Source organism: Collimonas rhizosphaerae, from assembly GCF_038896935.1.
In the GTDB taxonomy this organism is placed as follows: domain Bacteria; phylum Pseudomonadota; class Gammaproteobacteria; order Burkholderiales; family Burkholderiaceae_D; genus Collimonas; species Collimonas rhizosphaerae.
The window spans coordinates 269,356-289,203 of record NZ_JBANDC010000002.1; the positions used below are offsets into that span (position 1 = coordinate 269,356).

Consider the following 19,848-nt stretch of genomic DNA (forward strand, 5'->3'; position numbering starts at 1 on the left):
ACATAGTCGTCAGCCAATGCCCACCAACCAAAAGGAAAAAAGATGGCCACCACACTGTCCAAACTCAGCAAGATTGCTGCAGCGATACTGATCACCGGCGTCACGCTCAATGCGTTCGCGGCCGACCTGCTGGATACCGTCAAATCCCGCGGCACCCTGAAAGTGGCGATGGAAGGCAACTATCCGCCGTTCAATTTCAAGGATCCGAAAAGCGGCGAACTGACCGGATTTGAAGTCGACGTCGCTAAACTGCTGGCGGCCAAGCTTGGCGTGAAGCCGGAATTCACGACCACCGAATGGAGCGGCATCCTGGCCGGCCTCGGCGCCGGCAAATACGACGTCATCCTGAACCAGGTCGGGATTACCGAAGCGCGCCAGAAAGCCTTCGATTTTTCCCAGCCATACACCCTGTCGACGGCGCAACTGATTGTGCGCAAAGACGAGAAGCGCAGCTTCCCTACTTTGGAATCGCTGAAAGGCTACAAGCTCGGCTTGGGCCAGGGCACCAACTTTGAGCAGAAAGCCAAGGCGGTTCCCGGCATCGACGTCAAGACTTATCCCGGTTCGCCGGAATACCTGGCCGACCTGGCCAGCGGCCGCATCGATGCGGCCTTGAACGACCGGCTGCTGGTCGGCTACCTGCTGAAGAGCTCCAGCCTGCCGCTGAAAGCCGGCGCCACCTTCGGCGACATCGACAAGATCGGCATCCCGTTCCAGAAAGGCAATCCGAAATTCGAAGCCGCGCTGAACAAAGCGCTCGACGAGATCCTGAAAGACGGCAGTTTCAAGCAAGCGTCCTTCAAGTGGTTCGGTTTCGATGTTAGCAAAGCACCATCAGCGCAGTGACAACGGATTGACGGCGCATTGGCAACGCATCGGTAACGCATCGGCAATTTTCGCGCTACACTCCTGACACCCACCATCCCCGCCCGCCGCGGGGATGTTTTTTTAACCTGGGAAGTCCGGATTTAACAGAGACCTTATGGAATTACTGGATTTGCTGCAGCAGGCGGCGCCGACCCTGTTCCGGGGCCTGGGCTACACCCTGGTGTTTGCGGTAGCCTCGATGCTGGGCGGACTGCTGCTCGGTTTTCCTTTGGCGATTGCGCGGATCCTGCCGTCGCGCCTGGCGCGCTGGCCGGCCAGCATATACGTCAGCCTGATGCGCGGCACGCCGCTGCTGGTGCAGATCTTCGTGATTTATTACGGCCTGCCCAGCATCGGCATCAGTTTCTCGCCGCTGACCGCGGGCATCCTGGCCTTGAGCCTGAATGCCGGCGCCTATTTGTCGGAGAGCCTGCGCGGCGCCATTCTTGGGGTGCATGCAGGACAATGGTCGGCCAGCTACAGCATCGGCCTGGACTATTGGCAGACGCTGCGCTACATCGTGATCCCGCAGGCGGTCCGGATTGCGGTGCCGTCGATGAGCAATACGCTGATCAGCCTGATCAAGGATACCTCGCTGGTATCGGTCATCACGGTGACCGAACTGATGCTGGCCACCAAGGAAATCATCGCGGTGACGTTCCGTCCGCTGCCGCTATACCTGGCCGCCGCGGCGATCTACTGGTGCCTGAGCCTGTGCTTCGAACGTTTGCAAAGCCGCCTCGAAAGCAAGCTGGGACAGGCCCACAAATCGAACTAAAAACGCAAATCAAAAACGCGACAGCAGATCGATCTGGCTGACCAGGGGCGTGGCTTCGCCAGGGTCGGCCCTATGGTAGCTGCCGTCGCTGTCCATGTCCCAGGCCGACGCATTGTCCTGCAAATGCACCAGCAAACTCTCTTCGATCACGCGCCGCTTGAGCTTGCCGTCGAGGATAGGGAATGCGGTTTCGATGCGGCGGAACAGGTTGCGGTCCATCCAGTCGGCGCTGGACAGCATCACGTGTTCCTCGCCGTCGGCATAGAAATAGAAAACCCGGTGATGCTCAAGAAAGCGCCCGATGACCGAACGCACCTTGATGTTTTCCGACAAGCCCGGCACGCCGGGCTGCAAGGCGCATACGCCGCGGATCAGCAGCTGGATCTTGACGCCGGCCTGTGACGCCAGGTACAAGGCTTCGATCACCGTCGGCTCCAGCAAGGCATTCATCTTGGCGATGATGTAGCCCTGCTTGCCGGCCTTGGCGGCGTCGACTTCTTTCTGGATCGCATGCAGCACATTCGCGTGCAGGGTGAACGGCGATTGCCACAAGCGCTTGAGCGCTACCTGCTTGCCGAAACCGGTCAGCTGCTGGAACACGTTGTGCACGTCTTCGCAAATCTTGTCGTCGTTGGTCATCAAGCCGAAGTCAGTGTACAGGCGCGCGGTTTTCGGATGGTAGTTGCCGGTGCCGAGATGCACGTAACGCTTCAACCTCATATGCTTGGCGTGGCGCTTGCGGCGCACGATCAGCAGCATCTTGGCATGCGTCTTGTAGCCGAACACGCCATACACCACATGGGCGCCGACAGCTTCCAGCTTGGCCGCCCAGCCGATATTGGTTTCTTCGTCGAAGCGCGCCATCAGTTCCAGCACCACCGTGACTTCCTTGCCGTTCTTGGCCGCCTGCATCAACGCGCTCATCAGCGGTGAATCGTTGCCGGTGCGGTAAATGGTTTGCTTGATGGCCAGCACATCGGGATCGATCGCCGCCTGCTGCAGCAGCTCCAGCACCGGCTGGAAACTTTCGTAGGGATGATGCAGCAGCACGTCCTGCTGGTCGATGATGTCGAACACCGAAGCGCCGGTAACAAAGGCTTTCGGCAGCACCGGCGCATGCGGCGTGAATTTCAGGTCAGGCCGGTCGACCAGGTCCGGCAAGGGCATCAGGCGCACCAGGTTGACCGCACCGTTGACCCGGTAGCAATCGCCAGGCGCCAGGCCGTTCTGGTTGAGCAGGCGCTGCACCAGCGAGGCCGGCGTGCCGTCCGCCACTTCCAGGCGCACCGCATTGCCCAGCTGGCGGGTCGGCAGCTCGCCTTGCAGCGCCAGCCGCAGGTCGGTGACTTCGTCCTCGTCGACAAACAGGTCGCTGTTGCGCGTCACGCGGAATTGATAACAGCCGCCGATGGACAAGCCTGGAAACAGCTCGCCGACAAAACGCTGCATGAAACTGCTCAGCAGCACAAAACCGTAAGCGTGCGCCGATAGATGCTCCGGCATCCGGACCAGGCGCGGCAGCACTCGCGGCGCCTGCACGATAGCCAGTTCGGTCTCGCGGCCGAAGGCGTCCTTGCCGCTCAGCTTGACCGCGAAATTCAGGCTCTTGTTGAGCACCCGCGGGAACGGATGGGCCGGATCGAGGCCGATAGGCGTCAGCACCGGCAACAGCTCAGTCTTGAAAAATTCATGCGCCCAGGCGGTCTGCTCTTCGTTCCACTCGGATTCCTGGTAGAAAGCGATGCCCTCTGCGTTCAGCGCCGGCAGCAGCACATCGTTGAACAAGGCATACTGGCGCGCCACCAGTTTCTGGGCGCGCTCGCTGATGGTGCTGTACGCATGCTGCAGCGACATGCCGTCCGGCGTCACGCCATCCACCGCCACCCGGATCTGCTCCTGCAGGCCGGACATGCGAATCTCGGAAAACTCATCCAGGTTGCTGCTGGTGATACAGACAAAACGCAGCCGTTCCAGTAAAGGGACCGCAGGGTCTTCGGCTTGCGCCAGGACCCGCTCGTTAAAGGCAAGCACGCCGAGTTCGCGATTGAGCAATGGGAAAGTCATGGTCTGGTCAGAAAATGGTCGGGGGAAAGGACACGGGCGGATTTTTCAGCAATTACCAATATGGCAATCCCGATTGTAAGGATGGAATGTGACGCGGGAATGACAAGGAGAAAGCCCGGCAGGCAGGCCTGGAGGCTGGCAGACGATCGCCTTGCAGATGCGGCTGTCCCGGTGTTTCCGAGATGAAGCCGCAAATGCAAGGCTGTTTTCAGCTACGCAAAATCACGCCATCAGAATTTCCATGCGATGTTTGCCTTGATGGCGTTATCCCTTACCTTGTCGCCGAACTGGCCCGAATATCCCAGGCCCAGCGTTGCGCTCTTGCTGATGCTGACGTCGATCCCCGCTTCCACCAGCATGGCGTCGCGCGCTACCGGTACGCCGGTCACCGCGAACGACGCCGCGGCGTTGCTCTTGAACGCCAGGTCCGCGGTCGGCGTTACGCCGCCGAATGCGTGGCGCCAGCCGACCGTGCCGCGCGCAGTGACGCTTGAGCCCGGAGCGCCGAGACGGGTTGCAGCCCTGACGCCCAGCGTGGAGAAGGTCACGTCCTGGCTATCGCTCTTGCCGCTCAAGGCCGCGGCGCCGCCGTTTTCACTGAAGCCGTCGGTATGCAGGTTGACATACGCCAGGCCGGCAAACGGTTCCAGCGCTACCTGGCCTGCCGCGACGGCGTAGCCCAGTTCGCCGAAAACCTGGGTGGTGTGGGCATCGTAGCTGGACTTGGCGCTGTCCGAGAACCCTGGGAATACGATGGTGCGGTCGGTATCCAGCTTGTTCCAGGTATACGCCGTTCCCAGCCGTACGCCGAGTGCGCCGAACTGGGCATCGCCGTATAGCGCCAGGTGGTAGCTGTCGACTGAACCCGAGCCGTTGGAGCGGCTGGTGTCGAACGAGGTGTGGCCGATACCGCCGGCGACGCCGGCCCGCCAGGTATCGTTCAGCGGCGTATCGACGCCGACAATGAAGCCGCCGCTGCTGCGATTCACATTGGCGACGCCGTTTTCTCCATCCAGGTTGCTCTTGGCGCCATACACCTGGCCCCACACAACCCGCGCATTGCGCCGGTCGTCGTTGCACGCATTATCGGCGCGCAGCTGGTCGTTCTGCCGGGTCGCGCTGTCTGCCGTGCAGGTGGCTGAGCCGCCGCCGGAGAGTGCCGACAAGGTGCCTGAACGCGCAGCCGAACCCTGGCGAGCCCGGGCCGTGACCGCGTCCCTGATGTAGCGGCTGTCTTCCAGGAAGACGCTGCGCGCGCTGGCGTGAAGCTCGCCGGACAGGCTGTCGAACGCCGCTTGCGCGGATGCCAGGCCAAGCGAGGTGATGGTGTCGTAAATCGTGTTGCCGCCGCCGAGGATGGTGACGGCGTTTGCCACGCTTTGCTGGTTCGGCGTAGCGGCCGCCTGCTGGAACGACACATTGTTACGCAACAGCTGCAGGAATACATTATTGGCGTCGTAGCTCAGGCTGGGGGTCAGGAATACCAGGTTCGACGTCACCCCGGAAAATGCGCCGCTGAGGCCGCCTGCGGCTGTAAGAATCGTGTAGTTGCTGGTCGGCTTGTAGTCTCCGATCGCCGCCAGCACCTGCACCGTGCCGCCGCTCAAGGTGGTGCTGCCGCCGACGCTGATCAGGTCGCTCTGTTGTGGCGTGGCCTTTACCTGGTAAATCGATCCGGGCGCAAAGGCTGCGTTGCCGGCGACAGTCAGGCTGCCGATAGGCTGGCCGGCGCCTGCAATGGCGGCGGTGCCGCCGCTATTGACCAGCAGTCCGCCGATGGTCCCCGGCCCCTGTACGGTTGCGCCGCTGTTCACCGTGACAGTCGAGTTGGCGATCGACCCGCTTACCGCCAACGTGCCGCCATTCACCGTGGTTGGCTCGCTGTAAGTGCTGGCGCCGCTCAAATCCAGCACCCCCGCGCCCAGCTTGACTACGCTGCCGGTGCCGCTGATCACGCCGCCGTAAGTGATATTGTCGGAGCGGTTGAAAGCCAGCGTGCCGTTGTCGACCACGTTGCCGGCGATGCTGCCTGTGGTGCCGCCGTTCCCGACCTGCAATGTGCCGGCATTGATGGTGGTGCCGCCGGTGTAGGTGCTGGCGCCGGTCAGGGTTTCAGTACCGGTACCCTGCTTGATCAGGCCACCCGTGCCGCCAATCGCGCCGCCGAAGGTCTGGTTGGTTGCATCGCCGAAGGTCAGTGTGTTGGCGCCCAAAGCTACCGTACTGCCTGCCACACCTGCCAGCGAACCGATGGTCTGGTTGCCGCCTGCAGAAATATCCAGGCCGGCGCCAGCCGCTGCAACGTTGACCGCCACGGTCGGCGCCAGGCTGCCACCCGCGCCGAGGGCCAGCGTGCCGGCGTTGATCGTGGCGCTGCCGGTAAAGGTATTGGCAGCCGTCAGGGTTTCAGTGCCTGTACCCTGCTTGACCAAGCCGCCTGTGCCGCCGATGACGCCACCGAAAGTCTGGTTGGTGGCGTCGCCGAAGGTCAGTGTGTTGGCGCCCAAGGCTACCGCGCTGCCTGTCACGCCGGCCAGCGAACCGATGGTCTGGTTGCCGCCCGCGGAAATATCCAGGCCGGCGCCAGCTGCGGCGACGTTGACTGCCACGGTCGGCGCCAGGCTGCCGCCTGCGCCCAATGCCAGCGTGCCGGCATTGATCGTGGCGCCGCCGGTGAACGTATTGGCGCCGGTCAGGGTTTCCGTGCCGGCACCTTGCTTGATCAAGCCGCCGCTGCCGCTGATCGCGCCGCCAAAGGTTTGATTGGCGGCGTCGCCGAAGGTCAGCGTGTTGGCGCCTAAAGCCACCGTGCTGCCGGCCACGCCAGCGAGCGAACCAATGGTCTGGTTGCCGCCGGCGGAAATATCGAAACCGGCGCCGGCGCCGGCAACATTGACCGCCACGGTCGGCACCAGGCTGCCGCCTGCGCCCAGGGCCAGCGTGCCGGCGTTGATGGTGGCGCCGCCGGTAAAGGTGTTGGCGCCGGTCAAGGTCTCGGTGCCGGCTCCTTGCTTGATCAAACCGCCCGTGCCGCCAATCGCGCCGCCGAAGGTCTGGCTGGTCGCATCGCCGAAGGTCAATGTGTTGGCGCCCAAGGCCACCGTGCTGCCTGCCACGCCAGCCAGCGAGCCGATAGTCTGGTTGCCGCCCGCGGAAATATCCAAGGCGGCGCCGGCCCCGGCAACATTGACTGCCACGGTCGGCGCCAGGCTGCCGCCCGCGCCTAATGCCAGCGTGCCGGCGTTGATCGTGGCGCCGCCGGTAAAGGTATTGGCGGCCGTCAGGGTTTCAGTCCCTGTACCCTGCTTAACCAAGCCGCCCGTGCCGCCGATGAGGCCACCAAAAATCTGGTTAGTCGCGTCGCCGAAGGTTAGCGTGTTGGCGCCCAAGCCCACTGTGCTGCCCGCCACACCGGCCAGCGAGCCGATGGTCTGGTTGCCGCCCGCGGAAATGTCCAGGCCGGCGCCAGCTGCGGCGACGATGACTGCTACGGTCGGCGCCAGGCTGCCGCCTGCGCCAATGGCCAGCGTACCGGCATTGATCGTGGCGCCGCCGGTAAATGTGTTTGCTCCCGTCAGGGTTTCCGTGCCGGCGCCTTGCTTGATCAAACCACCCGTGCCGCCGATGGCTCCGCCAAAGGTTTGATTAGTCGCATCGCCGAAGGTCAGCGTATTCGCCCCCAAGGCCATCGTGCTGCCCGCTGCGCCAGCCAGCGAACCAATGGTCTGGTTGCCGCCTGCGGAAATATCCAGGCCCGCACCGGCACCTGCAACGTTGACTGCCACGGTCGGCGCCAGGCTGCCGCCGGCGCCAATGGCCAGCGTGCCGGCGTTGATGGTGGCGCCGCCGGTGAACGTATTGGCGCCGGTCAGGGTTTCAGTGCCGGCGCCCTGCTTGATCAAGCCGCCCGTGCCGCCGATCACGCCGCCATAGGTTTGATTGGTGGCGTCGCCGAAGGTCAGGTTATTCGCGCCCAGGGCCACCGTGCTGCCTGCCACGCCAGCCAGCGAGCCGATGGTCTGGTTGCCGCCCGCGGAAATATCGAAACCGGCGCCGGCGCCTGCAACGTTGACTGCCACGGTCGGCGCCAGGCTGCCGCCGGCGCCAATGGCCAGCGTGCCGGCATTGATCGTGGCGCCGCCGGTGAAGGTATTGGCGCCGGTCAGCGTGGTAGTGGTGCTGCCATTTTTCACAATGCCGCCGGCGCCGGAAATGACGCCGCTCAAGCCAAGGTTATTGCTGCCCGCCAGGGTCAGGTCGGCTCCGCCTGCCAGGCTGATGTTATTACCCAGCGTCAGTCCGATGCTGGTATCCAGTGTCGCATTGCCTCCCACGGCCAGGGTCCCGCTACCGATGGCCGTCGCGTTCGCCAGGGCCAGCCCGCCGGCGTTGAGGTTGGTGTTGCCGCTATAGGTATTGGCGCCGGACAAGGTCAGCGTCCCGCTATCGTTCTTGGTCAATCCGCCGGCGCCCGAAATGATGCCCGATATGGTCAGCCCGCTGGCGCCCTGGACCGTGAGTCCGCTGCCTTGCAGGTTGAAGGTGTTGCCGAGGTTGAGCCCGCCGGCAGTAGCCTGGATCGCGCCGCCGTTCACCGAAACTGCACCGGTGCCGAAGGATGCCGAATTGTCGAACAACGCGAGGCCGCCGTTCAGCGTCGCATCCTGGAATGTCTGCGCTCCGCTCAGCGTCCAGCTGCCGCTGTTGAGCCCGAGGTGCTGGAAGTTGATATAGGTGCCGCTGGTAATGGTGCCCGAGCCGGTGCTGCCGCTGCCGGTGCCGGTTGCCGAATTTTGCAGGAGCAAGGTATTGTTGCCGCCGGCGCCGCCGTCGATTGTCCCGGTTGCGGCAAACCCGAGATTCAGGCCGGCCACGCTCAGCAGGTTGAGGCCCAGGCTGCCGCCTGAATCGACAACGGAGCCGGTCACCGCGGTAAAGGTATTGCTGCTGTTGGCGCCCATCGATACGCTGCCGCTGATGGTCCCGGAATTGATGAATGTATTGCCGGTGCCGGCCGTGCCCGAAGCCTCGAACGCAACCCGGCCGTTGATGGTCCCGGTGTTGACGAAGTTGACCTGGCCGCCGCCGTAGGCTGCGACCACCGGCGCATCGGATGCCAGCACCGAAACGCCCAGCAGCGGCGAACTGCCGATGGTGCCGGTATTGGAGAGATTGCTGACGCCGCCGGTGCCGTTCTGCACCGCCAGCGCGACACCGTTCAAATTGCTCAGGCTCACCCCCAGCAAGCCGCTGGTGCCCTTCATGGTGCCGCTGTTGTTAACGGTAACCGTGCTGGCCGCTGCATTGCCGATCACGGTGCCGGTCGATAACAGGCTGGCCGCTCCCAGCAGCGACGGATCTATGGTGCCGGCGTTATTCAGCGTGACATTGTTGCCGGTCAAATTCATGGCCGTGCCAAGCAGGCCCAGCAACACACCGGCGCTGGCGCCGGTGTTCACGTTCACTGTCAGGTTATTGGCGGCGCTGCTGAACGAAGGCGCCAGCAGCGATGCGGCGCCGGAGCAGGTGACCGTGGCTCCGGCGGCCGGATTGGCTGGGGTGCAGTTGGCCCAGGCCGCCGAACCGTTCAAGGCAAAAAAGCCGCTGGTCGCCAATGCCAGCAGCGCCGGCAAACGCCTCAGCTGCGGAACTGCGTCGTCGTGGTCGGACAGGTCGCCGGCGGCGCCGGCCGGAGCAGTCGACAGCAGCAGGTTGGAAGCTCCCTTGCCATTGGCCTTGGCAAGCTCCGATGTCACTACCAGCGCACCTTGTGTTTTGCTCCATACCAAACGATAGGTCTTGCTCATCACGTTCTCCGGGAAAATACAAAAAAACAGGCAAAAAGGAGCCCTCAACGCCTGGAACAGTCCGTGGCGAAGAAAATCGGCGTAAAAACAGGGATGTAGCCTCAGTCTGGATTGAGACCAAGCATGCCTAGTGCAGCGTTGCCCGTTTGGCTAAGCACTGCCGGCGATGCTTTTGAGGCGGCTCATCCCCAGCGCATTGCAGCGGCAACAAAGCTTTCTATGAGGCTGCACCTTGCCTGGATGACGAAGTACGCATGGGGGAAAGAGATATTTTCTGTGAGCGGGTAAATCCGTGTTGCCATGGCTGACTCCAATTGCTAGTCCAGGAACCTCTGGCTCAATTTCCGCGGCGGCAGCTACATCAGGAAAATGAGATGCAAGAAACCGACATGCTTGCCGCATCGTTGCAAGCGCATGATGCTACGCGATGCATCAGGCCCGGAACGACGCTGAATATCCGAAATCGTACTTTCCACACAAAAACAATTCCATATGGAAATTAATTGTCATTTTAGACGTATTTCAAAGATATTGAATATGAAAGTAATGTTTATTTTGTTAGTTAACAATAATTAACGTTTAATTTTCATTAATTAACATTCAAAGAATGTTTTTACAATTTTATATGGCAAATAAATGGCGTCCCTGCGCTCGGGTTTTACCCGATCCGGAACCACAAGGTGCAAGCACGACGCAATAGCTGCCTATATACGACGACGTTTAGATAACGCTAAATCCCGTTTATTTCCTGATCGGTCCGGATCAGGCACTACCTTATTTTGTTAAATAAAAATATTTCTAGAATTAACAAAATAATGTTTCAAAAATACAACATTACAGAGTCATCTTTAAATGCGCGATCGCCATAGGCGCTGGATACAAGGCTAGATACAAGACTAGATACAAGGCGAAAAAAAACGGTTTGCAGAATGATGTTCTGCAAACCGTTTTGACGGCGATCGTTCCGCCCGCCGCGGTATTTGAAATACTGGCCTTCAGGCGGATCAGATCACTGTAGCCAATCCCAGGGTCAGCAACAGCGCCACTACCGAAATGATGGTCTCGGCCACGGTCCAGGTCTTGAAGGTTTCCGTCACGGTCATGTTGAAGTACTCCTTGACCAGCCAGAACCCGCCGTCGTTGACGTGCGACAGGATCAGCGAACCGGCGCCGGTGGCCAGCACCATCAGCTCCGGCCTGACGGTGACGCCGGCGGCGGTGACGATAGGCGCGACGATGCCGCAGGCGGTAGTCATCGCCACGGTGGCCGAACCGGTGGCAACCCGGATCAGCGCCGCCACGAACCAGCCCAGCAGCAACGGCGACAAATGCGCATTGTTGGCAAGTTCGACAATTGCCTTGGACACGCCGCCATCGATCAGGATCCGGCCAAAACCGGCGCCCGCGCCAACGATCAGCGTGATGCCGGCGATAGGCGCCAGGCACTCGGTAGTAAACTTCAGGATTGCCGCACGATCAAAGCCGCGCGCCTTGCCGAAGGTATAAAAACTTACCAGCGTCGCAATCAGCAGCGCAATCACCGAGTTGCCAATCAGGCGCAGGAAATCGTTGGCAAAGGTTTTAGGAGTGAAAAACACATCGGCCCAGCTACCGATCAGCATCAGCGCCACCGGCAACAGGATGGTCGCAATGGTGATGCCAAAACCCGGCAGTTCGCGGTTCTTGTCTTCTTCCACGAACTGGGCGATCAATGGATTGTCCGGATTCGGCACGACGAAGCGGCTGATCAGCTTGGCAAACAGCGGGCCGGCGATGATCGCGGTAGGAATGCCGACAATCAGCGCATACATGATGGTGCGGCCGATATCAGCGTTGTAAGCGGTCACGGCGAACAGCGCGGCCGGATGCGGCGGGATCAGGCCGTGGACGACAGAGAGGCCGGCCACCATCGGGATCCCGACCATGATCATCGACGTCCCGGTACGCTTGGCGACGTTGAATGCGATCGGGATCAGCAGCACGAAACCGACTTCAAAGAACACCGGCAAACCGACAATCAGCGCCACCACCATCATGGCCCAGTGCACCCGCTTGGGGCCGAATACGCCGATCAAGGTGTTGGCCACGCGCTCGGCGCCGCCAGATTCGGCCATCATCTTGCCGAACATGGTGCCCAGCCCGACCACCAGCGCGATATGTCCCAAAGCGCCGCCGACACCGGTTTCGTAGGACTTGACGATGCTGGCCATCGGCATGCCGACCACCAGGCCCAAGATCACCGACACCACGATCAGCACGATGAACGGATTCATCTTTAACTTTGCGATCAGCACCACCAGTGCGATCACGGCAATCACTGCATAGAGCAGCAACATATTTCCCTGAACCATCTCCATCAAATCCTCCTAAAGTCCGATTTATTTTTTGACACCGCCACATGTCCGCTGCCGGCCTCGGCGCCGCAAATCCATGACGGCGCCATTTTGCAACTATTCCCTACCGGTTGCCAGTCTATTCGCCAGCCTGGACCCGGTTTATTTTTTATATGCGATGCAATCTACTTCCACCTTGCAATCGACCACCATGCTCGACTGCACGCAAGCGCGTGCCGGCGGGTTGGCGCCGAAATACTCCTTGAAGACCCGGTTGAACGACTGGAAATCGCGCGTATCATCGAGCCAGACGCCGCAACGCACCACGTGTTCCGGGCCGTAGCCGGCTTCTTTCAGGATCGCCAGCACATTCTGGATGGTCTTGTGCGACTGGGCGACGATGCCGCCGTCGATCACTTCGCCGTCCACCATCGCCACCTGGCCGGATACATACAGCCAGCCATCGGCTTCCACCGCCCGCGCGAACGGCAGATGCTGGCCGCCGGTTCCCGAACCACCTTCAACACCATATCGTTTGATTGTCATGACTACTCCTCAGTAAAAAACAAGATTCAACCAGCAAGACTGCCGCTGACGCCGGCCCGCCGCGCCAGGAAACGCCCCGCCCGCAACTCGGTCGGCGCTTTTTGCGCGCCGCCCAGGTAAGACAAGGCGCCATTCACCCATACCGCTTCGATGCCTTCGGCCGGCTGCATCGGATCGGCAAACGTGGCGGCGTCGCGCACGGTCTCGGCATCGAACAGCACCAGGTCGGCCCAATAACCTTCGCGCACCAGGCCGCGCTCGGTCAGGCCGAAACGCTCAGCCGACAAGCCGGTCATCTTGCGGATCGCCACGGCCAGCGGGAACAGCTTCTGTTCGCGGCTGTAATAGCCAAGCACACGCGGGAATGCGCCCCACAGGCGCGGATGCGGCAAGGGATCGTTAGGCAGGCCGTCCGAGCCGACCACGCTGGCCGGATGGCTCAAGATGCGGTTGACGTCGTCGTCCTGCATGCAGTGATAGACGGCGCCGGCCGGCTGCAGGCGCCGCGCCGCCGCCATCAGGTCGACCTGCCATTCGGCGGCGATCTCGGCCAGCAGCTTGCCGCCCATGGCCGGCTCGGGTTCGGACCAGGTCACCATGATGTCGATGGTGTCGGTCACCTGTTTCAGGTCCAGGGTGGATGAGCTGGCGGTATAGGGATAGCAGTCGCAGCCGACCGGCTGGTAGCGCTGCGCCTGCTCCAGCGCTTCCAGCACTTCGGCGCTGCGGCCCCAGTTTTCGACGCCGGCGCATTTCAGGTGCGAAATCACCACCGGCACCCTGGCGTGCTTGCCTATGCGGAATGCTTCATCCATGGCTTCCAGGATGTCGGCGAATTCGCTGCGCAAATGGGTCGCGTAAATCGCGCCTGCCTCGGCCAGCGGTTCCGCCAGCGCCAGCACTTCGGCGGTCGGCGCATTGATTGCATTGCCGTAGGCCAGGCCGGTGCTGAGCCCGAGCGCGCCATGCGCCAGCGCTTCGCGCAGCTGTGCGCACATGGCGGCGATTTCCGTTTCAGTGGCGGCGCGGTCCAGCCGGTCCATCTGGTTGCTGCGCAAAGCGGTATGGCCGATCAGCGCGGCGACGTTGATCGCCGGCCGGGCCTCGGTCACGGCTGCGACATAGGATGCAAACGTCGGATAGCTGAAAGCGCTGGCTTCGCCCAGCAGGTTCATCGGATCCGGCGGTTCCGCCTTGAGGCTGACCGGCGCGGCGCTGATGCCGCAATTGCCGACCACCACGGTAGTGACGCCCTGCGACAGTTTCGGCAGCATGCTCGGCGTGCGGATCACGTTGGTATCGTCGTGCGTGTGGACATCGATGAAGCCGGGACTCAGGACCTTGCCGCTGCCGTCCACCACCTGCCCGGCCTGCCAGCCGGAAAGCGCGCCGGCGCGGGCTTCGCTGTGCGGTTCGATATGCAGGATGCGGCCGCCGGCCAGCGCGACGTCGGCGACATAGGCCGGGCTGCCGCTGCCGTCGATCACCGATACGTTGCGGATCAGGGTGTCGCAGCTTAGGTCGCCGCCCGGCGCAGGCAATGCATTTGAATGTGAATCAGTGCTCATCTCAATCTCCCAACGGCTCGCGATTGCCGCCGCCGCGATGTGTATCCAGTGTGAATTTCAGGCGCCGCAGCAACTCCTGGCTGCGATCTTTTTGCAGCAATGCCAACTCTGTCATCAGCACGTCCAGCGCCATCATCATGGCGTAGCGCGATGATGATGGCTTGAAAATGAAATCGGTTTCCAGCGACTTCAGCGGCAGCAGCACATCGGCCATTGCCGCCAGCGGCGAGCCGAGGGCGGTGATCGCCACCAGCCGCACTCCGTACTCCTTGGCGATGGCGCAGCTGGCGTTGAGTTCGGGCACGTTGCCGGTAGTCGACAAGGCCAGGATGACGTCGTCCTTGTCAAGCGTCGCCGCCACCATTTTCTGCAGCATGGCGTCGTGGTAGGTGGCCACCGGGCGCCCCAGGCGCACCAGCCGATAGCGCGCCTCATCCGACAGCATAGTCGAGCCGCCGCCCATGCCAAAGGCGTAAATCATGCGCGCCCGCAGCAGCGCCTGCGCCGCCTGCAGCAGGTTGTCCTGGCTCAGCAGGCTGCGGTTGACCTCCAGCGATTTGTGGATATCGGCATAGACAATGTCGACGATTTGCGGAAGTTGGTTTTCAGCAATGGAATTCTCTACTCGCAAAAACCGTTGGCCGATCGCCGCCGCCTGGGCCAGGCGCATCTTCAGTTCGCGCACATCGCGGCAGCCGATAGCCTTGGCAAAACGCGTCACGCTGGCTTCGCTGACGCCGGCCTGCCTGGCCAGGGTCTGGATGCTGGCGCTTGCCGCAAACGGCAGGTCGCCCAGGATTGCCTGCGCCACTTTTTGCTCAGCCAGGCGCAGCTGGCTGCTGCGTTCGGCGATGCGCGAGACAATATCGAATAATTGGGTCATCGGCTTAGGTCATCCGCTGCTAATCCAGCAACACGGGTGGAATGGCAATAAAAGCGCAGCATCCCGGCAACGGACACGGCAGGAAGAAAACGGCATGTTACTTTGTAACATACTTTTAATATAGTAAATTCAAGGATATGATTACGTCAAATGAATTCTGAAGGAGGAGATTTGATGACTAATGTTATTAACTATCACAGCGACTATCATAGCGATTACGAAAATCCGGTAATCGATCCCTTGAACAAAGGCTTGGGTGCATTCGAGCAGGGATTACCCGCCGCCGAGGTCAAGGCGCGCAACTGGAACCTGCTGCGGGAAGACCTGAGCCTGCCTGCGGCCGTTCTCTCCGACGAGCGCATGACGCACAACTTGCAGTGGATGCAGCAGTTCGTCACGGAATACGGCGTCAAGCTGGCGCCACACGGCAAAACCACGATGGCGCCAAAGCTGTTTGCGCGCCAGCTGGCCGGAGGCGCATGGGGTATTACCCTGGCGACCGCCCACCAGACCCTGGTCGCCTACCGGCACGGCGTGCGGCGCGTGATCATGGCCAACCAGCTGGTCGGCAAGCAGAACATGGCGCTCATTTCCGATTTGCTGGCTGACCCGTCCTTTGAATTCTGCTGCCTGGTCGATTCGGCCGACGGCGTCGACCAGCTGGGCGCGTTCTTCCAGGCGCGCAAGCAAAAGCTGCATGTGCTGCTGGAACTGGGGCCGGACGGCGGCCGCACCGGCATCCGCAATGCGCAGCAGCAGGCGGCGGTGCTGGCGGCGCTGGCGCGCTGGCCCGAGAGCATCGTGCTGGCCGGCGTCGAAGTCTACGAAGGCGTGCTGAAAGAAGAAGCCGATATCCGCGCTTTCCTGCAGCATGCGGTGGCCTGCACCAAACAGCTGGCCAAGGATGGCCGCTTTGCTGCCCGCACCGGCGGCAGCGCGGCACGGCCGGTCATCCTGACCGGCGCCGGTTCGGCCTGGTACGACGTGGTCGCCGAGGAATTCGCCAAGACCGAGATCGGCCTGCCGCTGGACGTAGTGCTGCGCCCCGGCTGCTACCTGACCCACGATGTCGGCATCTATCGCGCGGCGCAGGCACAGATCCAGACCCGCAATCCTATCGCGCGCAAAATGCGCACCGAACTGCAGCCGGCCCTGCAGCTGTGGGCGTATGTGCAGTCGATCCCGGAAACCGGCAAGGCCATCATTGCACTCGGCAAGCGCGACGCCGCATTCGACGCCGGCCTGCCGTCGCCGGCGCTGCACTATCGTCCCGGCAGCACGGCGCCGGCGGCCACCCCGGCGCACTGGCAACTGACCGGCATGATGGACCAGCATGCCTATCTGCAGATCGCCGAAGGCGACGATATCAAGGTCGGCGACATGATCGGCTTCGACATCTCTCATCCTTGCCTGACCTTCGACAAGTGGCGCCAGATAGCGGTGCTTGATGCGCAGCACCAGGTGGTGGACGTGATCCAGACCTTCTTTTAATTTTTATGCCGGCACACGCAATGACTACAGATATCCTGGCCTATGGCGAAGCCATGGTGGAGTTCAACCAGCGGCAGCACGATGCGCGCATGTACTTGCAGGGCTTCGGCGGCGACACCTCGAATTTCTGCATCGCCGCGGCCCGCCAGGGTGCGCGCAGCGGTTATATCAGCGCGCTCGGCAACGATCATTTCGGCCAGAAACTGCGTGACCTGTGGCTGGCCGAACAGGTAGACGCCAGCCATGTCGCCAGCGATCCGCACGCCGCCACCGGCGTGTATTTCGTTTCGCACGACCAGGACGGCCATCACTTCGACTACCTGCGCGCCGGCTCGGCCGCCAGCCGCTATGCCAGCGCACAGCTGCCGCTGGCGGCGATCGCTGCGGCCAAGGTGCTGCATTTGTCGGGCATCAGCCTGGCGATCAGCGAATCGGCTTGCGATGCCGGCCTGGCGGCGATGGCGCATGCGCGCAAGCACGGCGTACGCACCTCGCTCGACACCAACCTGCGGCTGAAACTCTGGCCGCTGGAACGGGCCCGCGAAAAAATGCGCGAGGCGTTTGCGCTGTGCGACGTCTGCCTGCCCAGCTGGGACGACGTCAGCGCCCTCACCGGCCTTGACGACCGCGATGCGATTGTCGACGCCCTGCTGTCCTACGGCATCGGCCTGGTCGCCTTCAAGCTTGGCGCCGAAGGCTGTTATGTCGCTACCGCCGGCGAACGGCGTCTGGTGCCGGCTTACGGCGTGGAAGCAGTCGATGCTACCGGCGCCGGCGATTGTTTCGGCGGCGCTTTCATCGCGCGCCTGACGGCCGGCGACGATCCCTTCCACGCCGCCCGCTACGCCAATGTCTGCGCCGCCTTGTCGACGACAGGTTATGGCGCGGTTGCGCCGATTCCGCGCGCAGCGCAGGTCGAAGAAATACTAGGTTCGAATTAGTTGACCGGCTGTTGCATTGCTGCAGCAGCCTGCCGACGGCTCCCTGTACGGCAGCCGTCGGCGTCGGCGCGCCTGCTGTTCCCTCGTGGCGGCGAGCGTTTATCCCGGCTGCCCTCAAGGGGTGAGGCAAGTTCGCCGGCGATTTGGCAAAGCACTTGTTGCCGACGGCTGATCTGGCTTATTCTGTAGCCATGAGTATCACGCGTGAAGATCTTGAACAGGACCGCCTGCGGACCATCCTGGATAACACCCCGATTGCTTCCGCCCTGCTATCCGAAGCAGCGCTGGAGGCGTCCTGGCGCGCCGCCCTGGCGTCCCTGCCCGATCCCGACGGCGATGTCTGGCTGTTCGGCTATGGTTCCCTGATCTGGAATCCGATGGTGGAATACAGCGAGCGCGTGCCGGCCATGCTGTACGGCTATCACCGCGGCTTTTACCTGTATTCGCGCATCAACCGCGGCACCTGGGATAATCCCGGCCTGGTGCTGGGGCTGGACCGCGGCGGCTCCTGCCAGGGCATCGCCTTCCGCATCCCCGCCATCAGCATCGAAACCGAACTGAAAATGCTGTGGCGCCGTGAAATGATGACAGGCGCTTACCATCCGCGCTGGCTGCCGATGCAACTCAAGGGCAAGAACGGCCCGCGCGTCAAGGCGCTGGCGTTCGTCATGAACCGCCAGCATGAAAGCTATACCGGCCGGCTGCCGGACCCGAAAGTGGTTTCCCACCTGCGCGACGCCTGCGGACTCTACGGGCCGGCCAGGGATTATTTGCGGCATACCCTGGAAGGGCTGCTTAAAGAAGGATTCCGCGATCCATACCTGGCGCGGCTGTGGGCGCAGCTGGAATCTGGTTAGTAACGGTCGATGAAGACCATCGAATGCGGCTGCACGTACTCCGTGGACCGTTAAATAGGGTCGGAGTCGAATTATTGTTGTTCAATAATTCGACTCTGACCCTATTTAACTGCTGTTATAGCTGCGGGTTCAGTTTTTCGGACTTCGAGTGCAGTTTGTTGAGCGCTGACAGGTAGGCTTTGGCTGACGCCACCACGATATCCAGGTCGGCGCCGACGCCGTTGACGATGCGGCCGGCCTTGGACAAGCGCATGGTCACTTCGCCCTGCGACTGGGTGCCGGTGGTAATCGCATTGACCGAGAACAGCAGCAGCTCGGCGCCGCTGGCTACCTTGGTTTCGATGGCGTTGACGATGGCGTCCACCGGTCCGTTGCCCTCCGCTTCGCAGCTGGACTCCTTGCCGTCGATTGAAAACACCACGCTGGCGCTAGGCTTTTCGCCAGTCTCCGAATGCTGCGATAGCGACACGAAACGATAAAACTCCTTGTCGTGCGAATGCTGCTCATCCGAAACCAGGGCGATGATGTCTTCGTCGAATATCTCCGACTTGCGGTCCGCCAATTCCTTGAAGCGTGCAAAAGCCGCATTCACTTCCGTCTCCGATTCGAGCGCGATGCCCAGCTCTTCCAGCCGCTGCTTGAATGCATTACGTCCCGACAGCTTGCCCAGCACGATCTTGTTGGCGCTCCAGCCGACATCTTCGGCGCGCATGATTTCATAGGTGTCGCGCGCCTTCAGCACGCCGTCCTGATGGATCCCCGAAGCGTGGGCAAAGGCATTGGCGCCCACCACCGACTTGTTCGGCTGCACTGCAAACCCGGTGATCTGCGACACCAGCTTGGAAGCCGGCACGATCTGCGTGGTGTCGATGCCGATGTCCAGGTTGAAGTAATCGCGCCGGGTCTTGACCGCCATGACGATCTCTTCCAGCGCCGTATTGCCGGCCCGCTCGCCGAGTCCGTTGATGGTGCATTCGACCTGGCGCGCGCCGCCTATCATCACGCCCGCCAGCGAATTGGCGACCGCCATGCCGAGGTCGTTGTGGCAGTGCACCGACCAGATCGCCTTGTCCGAATTAGGAATCCGCTCGCGCAAAGTCTTCAGCATGTGGCCGTACAGTTCCGGCACGCCGTAGCCGACGGTGTCGGCGAAGTTGATTGTGGTCGCGCCTTCAGCGATCACTGCCTCCAGCACCCGGCACAGGAAGTCCATGTCGGAGCGGCTGCCGTCTTCCGGGCTGAACTCCACATCGTCGGTGAATTTGCGGGCATAGCGCACCGCCAGCCTGGCTTGTTCGAACACCTGGTCGGGCGTCATGCGCAGCTTTTTTTCCATGTGCAGCGGCGAGGTCGCCAGGAAGGTATGGATACGCTTGCGTTCGGCCGGCTGCAGCGCTTCGGCAGCGCGCGCGATGTCCTTGTCGTTGGCGCGCGACAGAGAACAGACCGTGGAATCCTTGATGATGCCGGCGATTGCCTTGATCGCCTCGAAATCGCCGGGAGAAGCGGCAGCAAACCCGGCTTCGATCACGTCGACTTTCATCCGTTCCAGCTGCTTGGCGATACGGATCTTTTCATCTTTGGTCATCGAGGCGCCGGGCGATTGTTCGCCATCGCGCAAAGTGGTGTCGAATATGATCAGTTTTTCGGGCGAGTTGGCTGCCATGCTGTGCTCCTGATTGGTCTTGTAAACCATCAATTTTAAAGACTTTG

General features: G+C 61.8%; 12 protein-coding genes. 5 read left to right on the forward strand and 7 right to left on the reverse strand.

The annotated features are described in order from the left end of the window. Positions 1-42: 42 nt before the first annotated feature. Both V8G57_RS03700 and V8G57_RS03705 read left to right on the forward strand, forming a co-directional pair. Entirely contained in the window at positions 43-846 is an 804-nt protein-coding gene (locus V8G57_RS03700) for a cystine ABC transporter substrate-binding protein (protein ID WP_092396364.1), read from the forward strand. Positions 847-982: 136 nt separating this feature from the next. Further along, positions 983-1,645, forward strand: coding sequence for an amino acid ABC transporter permease (locus V8G57_RS03705; RefSeq protein ID WP_092396362.1), 663 nt, complete (start codon positions 983-985; stop codon positions 1,643-1,645). Positions 1,646-1,654: 9 nt separating this feature from the next. Here the strand turns inward: V8G57_RS03705 and ppk1 are convergent, their stop codons facing one another. The 6 genes from ppk1 to V8G57_RS03735 form a co-directional block, all read right to left on the reverse strand. Beyond that, positions 1,655-3,709, reverse strand: coding sequence for a polyphosphate kinase 1 (gene ppk1 / locus V8G57_RS03710; RefSeq protein WP_342828235.1), 2,055 nt, complete (start codon positions 3,707-3,709; stop codon positions 1,655-1,657). A gap of 230 nt (positions 3,710-3,939) precedes the next feature. After that, positions 3,940-9,516, reverse strand: a complete 5,577-nt coding sequence (locus V8G57_RS03715; RefSeq protein WP_342828236.1) for an autotransporter domain-containing protein — start codon at positions 9,514-9,516, stop codon at positions 3,940-3,942. 1,004 nt (positions 9,517-10,520) lie between these two features. Continuing rightward, the gene (locus tag V8G57_RS03720; RefSeq protein ID WP_092396358.1) at positions 10,521-11,873 is read right to left on the reverse strand and encodes a GntP family permease; all 1,353 of its coding nucleotides are present in this window, start codon (positions 11,871-11,873) and stop codon (positions 10,521-10,523) included. A 138-nt stretch (positions 11,874-12,011) separates the two neighbouring features. Next, positions 12,012-12,395 (reverse strand): RidA family protein, encoded by a 384-nt coding sequence (locus V8G57_RS03725; protein ID WP_014005262.1) that lies wholly within the window; start codon positions 12,393-12,395, stop codon positions 12,012-12,014. A gap of 26 nt (positions 12,396-12,421) precedes the next feature. Further along, on the reverse strand, positions 12,422-13,963 hold the full coding sequence (locus V8G57_RS03730; RefSeq protein ID WP_342828237.1) for an N-acyl-D-amino-acid deacylase family protein: 1,542 nt from the start codon (positions 13,961-13,963) through the stop codon (positions 12,422-12,424). A 1-nt stretch (position 13,964) separates the two neighbouring features. Further along, positions 13,965-14,846: a MurR/RpiR family transcriptional regulator gene (locus V8G57_RS03735; protein WP_092396354.1), complete on the reverse strand. Its 882-nt coding sequence runs from the start codon at positions 14,844-14,846 to the stop codon at positions 13,965-13,967. A 174-nt stretch (positions 14,847-15,020) separates the two neighbouring features. Between V8G57_RS03735 and V8G57_RS03740 the strand changes: the two genes are divergently transcribed. The 3 genes from V8G57_RS03740 (at position 15,021) to V8G57_RS03750 (ending at position 18,135) form a co-directional block, all read left to right on the forward strand. After that, positions 15,021-16,337 (forward strand): amino acid deaminase, encoded by a 1,317-nt coding sequence (locus tag V8G57_RS03740; protein WP_342828238.1) that lies wholly within the window; start codon positions 15,021-15,023, stop codon positions 16,335-16,337. Between the two features lie 20 nt (positions 16,338-16,357). Then, on the forward strand, positions 16,358-17,278 hold the full coding sequence (locus V8G57_RS03745) for a sugar kinase (protein WP_342828239.1): 921 nt from the start codon (positions 16,358-16,360) through the stop codon (positions 17,276-17,278). 191 nt (positions 17,279-17,469) lie between these two features. Next, entirely contained in the window at positions 17,470-18,135 is a 666-nt protein-coding gene (locus tag V8G57_RS03750; protein WP_342828241.1) for a gamma-glutamylcyclotransferase, read from the forward strand. A 115-nt stretch (positions 18,136-18,250) separates the two neighbouring features. On the opposite strand, the gene V8G57_RS03755 is transcribed toward V8G57_RS03750, so the two are convergent. Beyond that, the gene (locus tag V8G57_RS03755; RefSeq protein WP_092396522.1) at positions 18,251-19,801 is read right to left on the reverse strand and encodes a 2-isopropylmalate synthase; all 1,551 of its coding nucleotides are present in this window, start codon (positions 19,799-19,801) and stop codon (positions 18,251-18,253) included. Between the last annotated feature and the right edge of the window lie 47 nt (positions 19,802-19,848).

Bases quoted from the DNA above. Each gene is read 5' to 3' on its own strand.
- V8G57_RS03735 (WP_092396354.1), bottom strand. From the start codon at position 14,846: ATGACCCAATTATTCGATATTGTCTCGCGCATCGCCGAACGCAGCAGC.
- V8G57_RS03705 (WP_092396362.1), top strand. From the start codon at position 983: ATGGAATTACTGGATTTGCTGCAGCAGGCGGCGCCGACCCTGTTCCGG.
- V8G57_RS03725 (WP_014005262.1), bottom strand. From the start codon at position 12,395: ATGACAATCAAACGATATGGTGTTGAAGGTGGTTCGGGAACCGGCGGC.
- V8G57_RS03745 (WP_342828239.1), top strand. From the start codon at position 16,358: ATGACTACAGATATCCTGGCCTATGGCGAAGCCATGGTGGAGTTCAAC.
- V8G57_RS03720 (WP_092396358.1), bottom strand. From the start codon at position 11,873: ATGGAGATGGTTCAGGGAAATATGTTGCTGCTCTATGCAGTGATTGCC.
- V8G57_RS03755 (WP_092396522.1), bottom strand. From the start codon at position 19,801: ATGGCAGCCAACTCGCCCGAAAAACTGATCATATTCGACACCACTTTG.
- V8G57_RS03730 (WP_342828237.1), bottom strand. From the start codon at position 13,963: ATGAGCACTGATTCACATTCAAATGCATTGCCTGCGCCGGGCGGCGAC.
- ppk1 (WP_342828235.1), bottom strand. From the start codon at position 3,709: ATGACTTTCCCATTGCTCAATCGCGAACTCGGCGTGCTTGCCTTTAAC.
- V8G57_RS03715 (WP_342828236.1), bottom strand. From the start codon at position 9,516: ATGAGCAAGACCTATCGTTTGGTATGGAGCAAAACACAAGGTGCGCTG.
- V8G57_RS03700 (WP_092396364.1), top strand. From the start codon at position 43: ATGGCCACCACACTGTCCAAACTCAGCAAGATTGCTGCAGCGATACTG.
- V8G57_RS03750 (WP_342828241.1), top strand. From the start codon at position 17,470: ATGAGTATCACGCGTGAAGATCTTGAACAGGACCGCCTGCGGACCATC.
- V8G57_RS03740 (WP_342828238.1), top strand. From the start codon at position 15,021: ATGACTAATGTTATTAACTATCACAGCGACTATCATAGCGATTACGAA.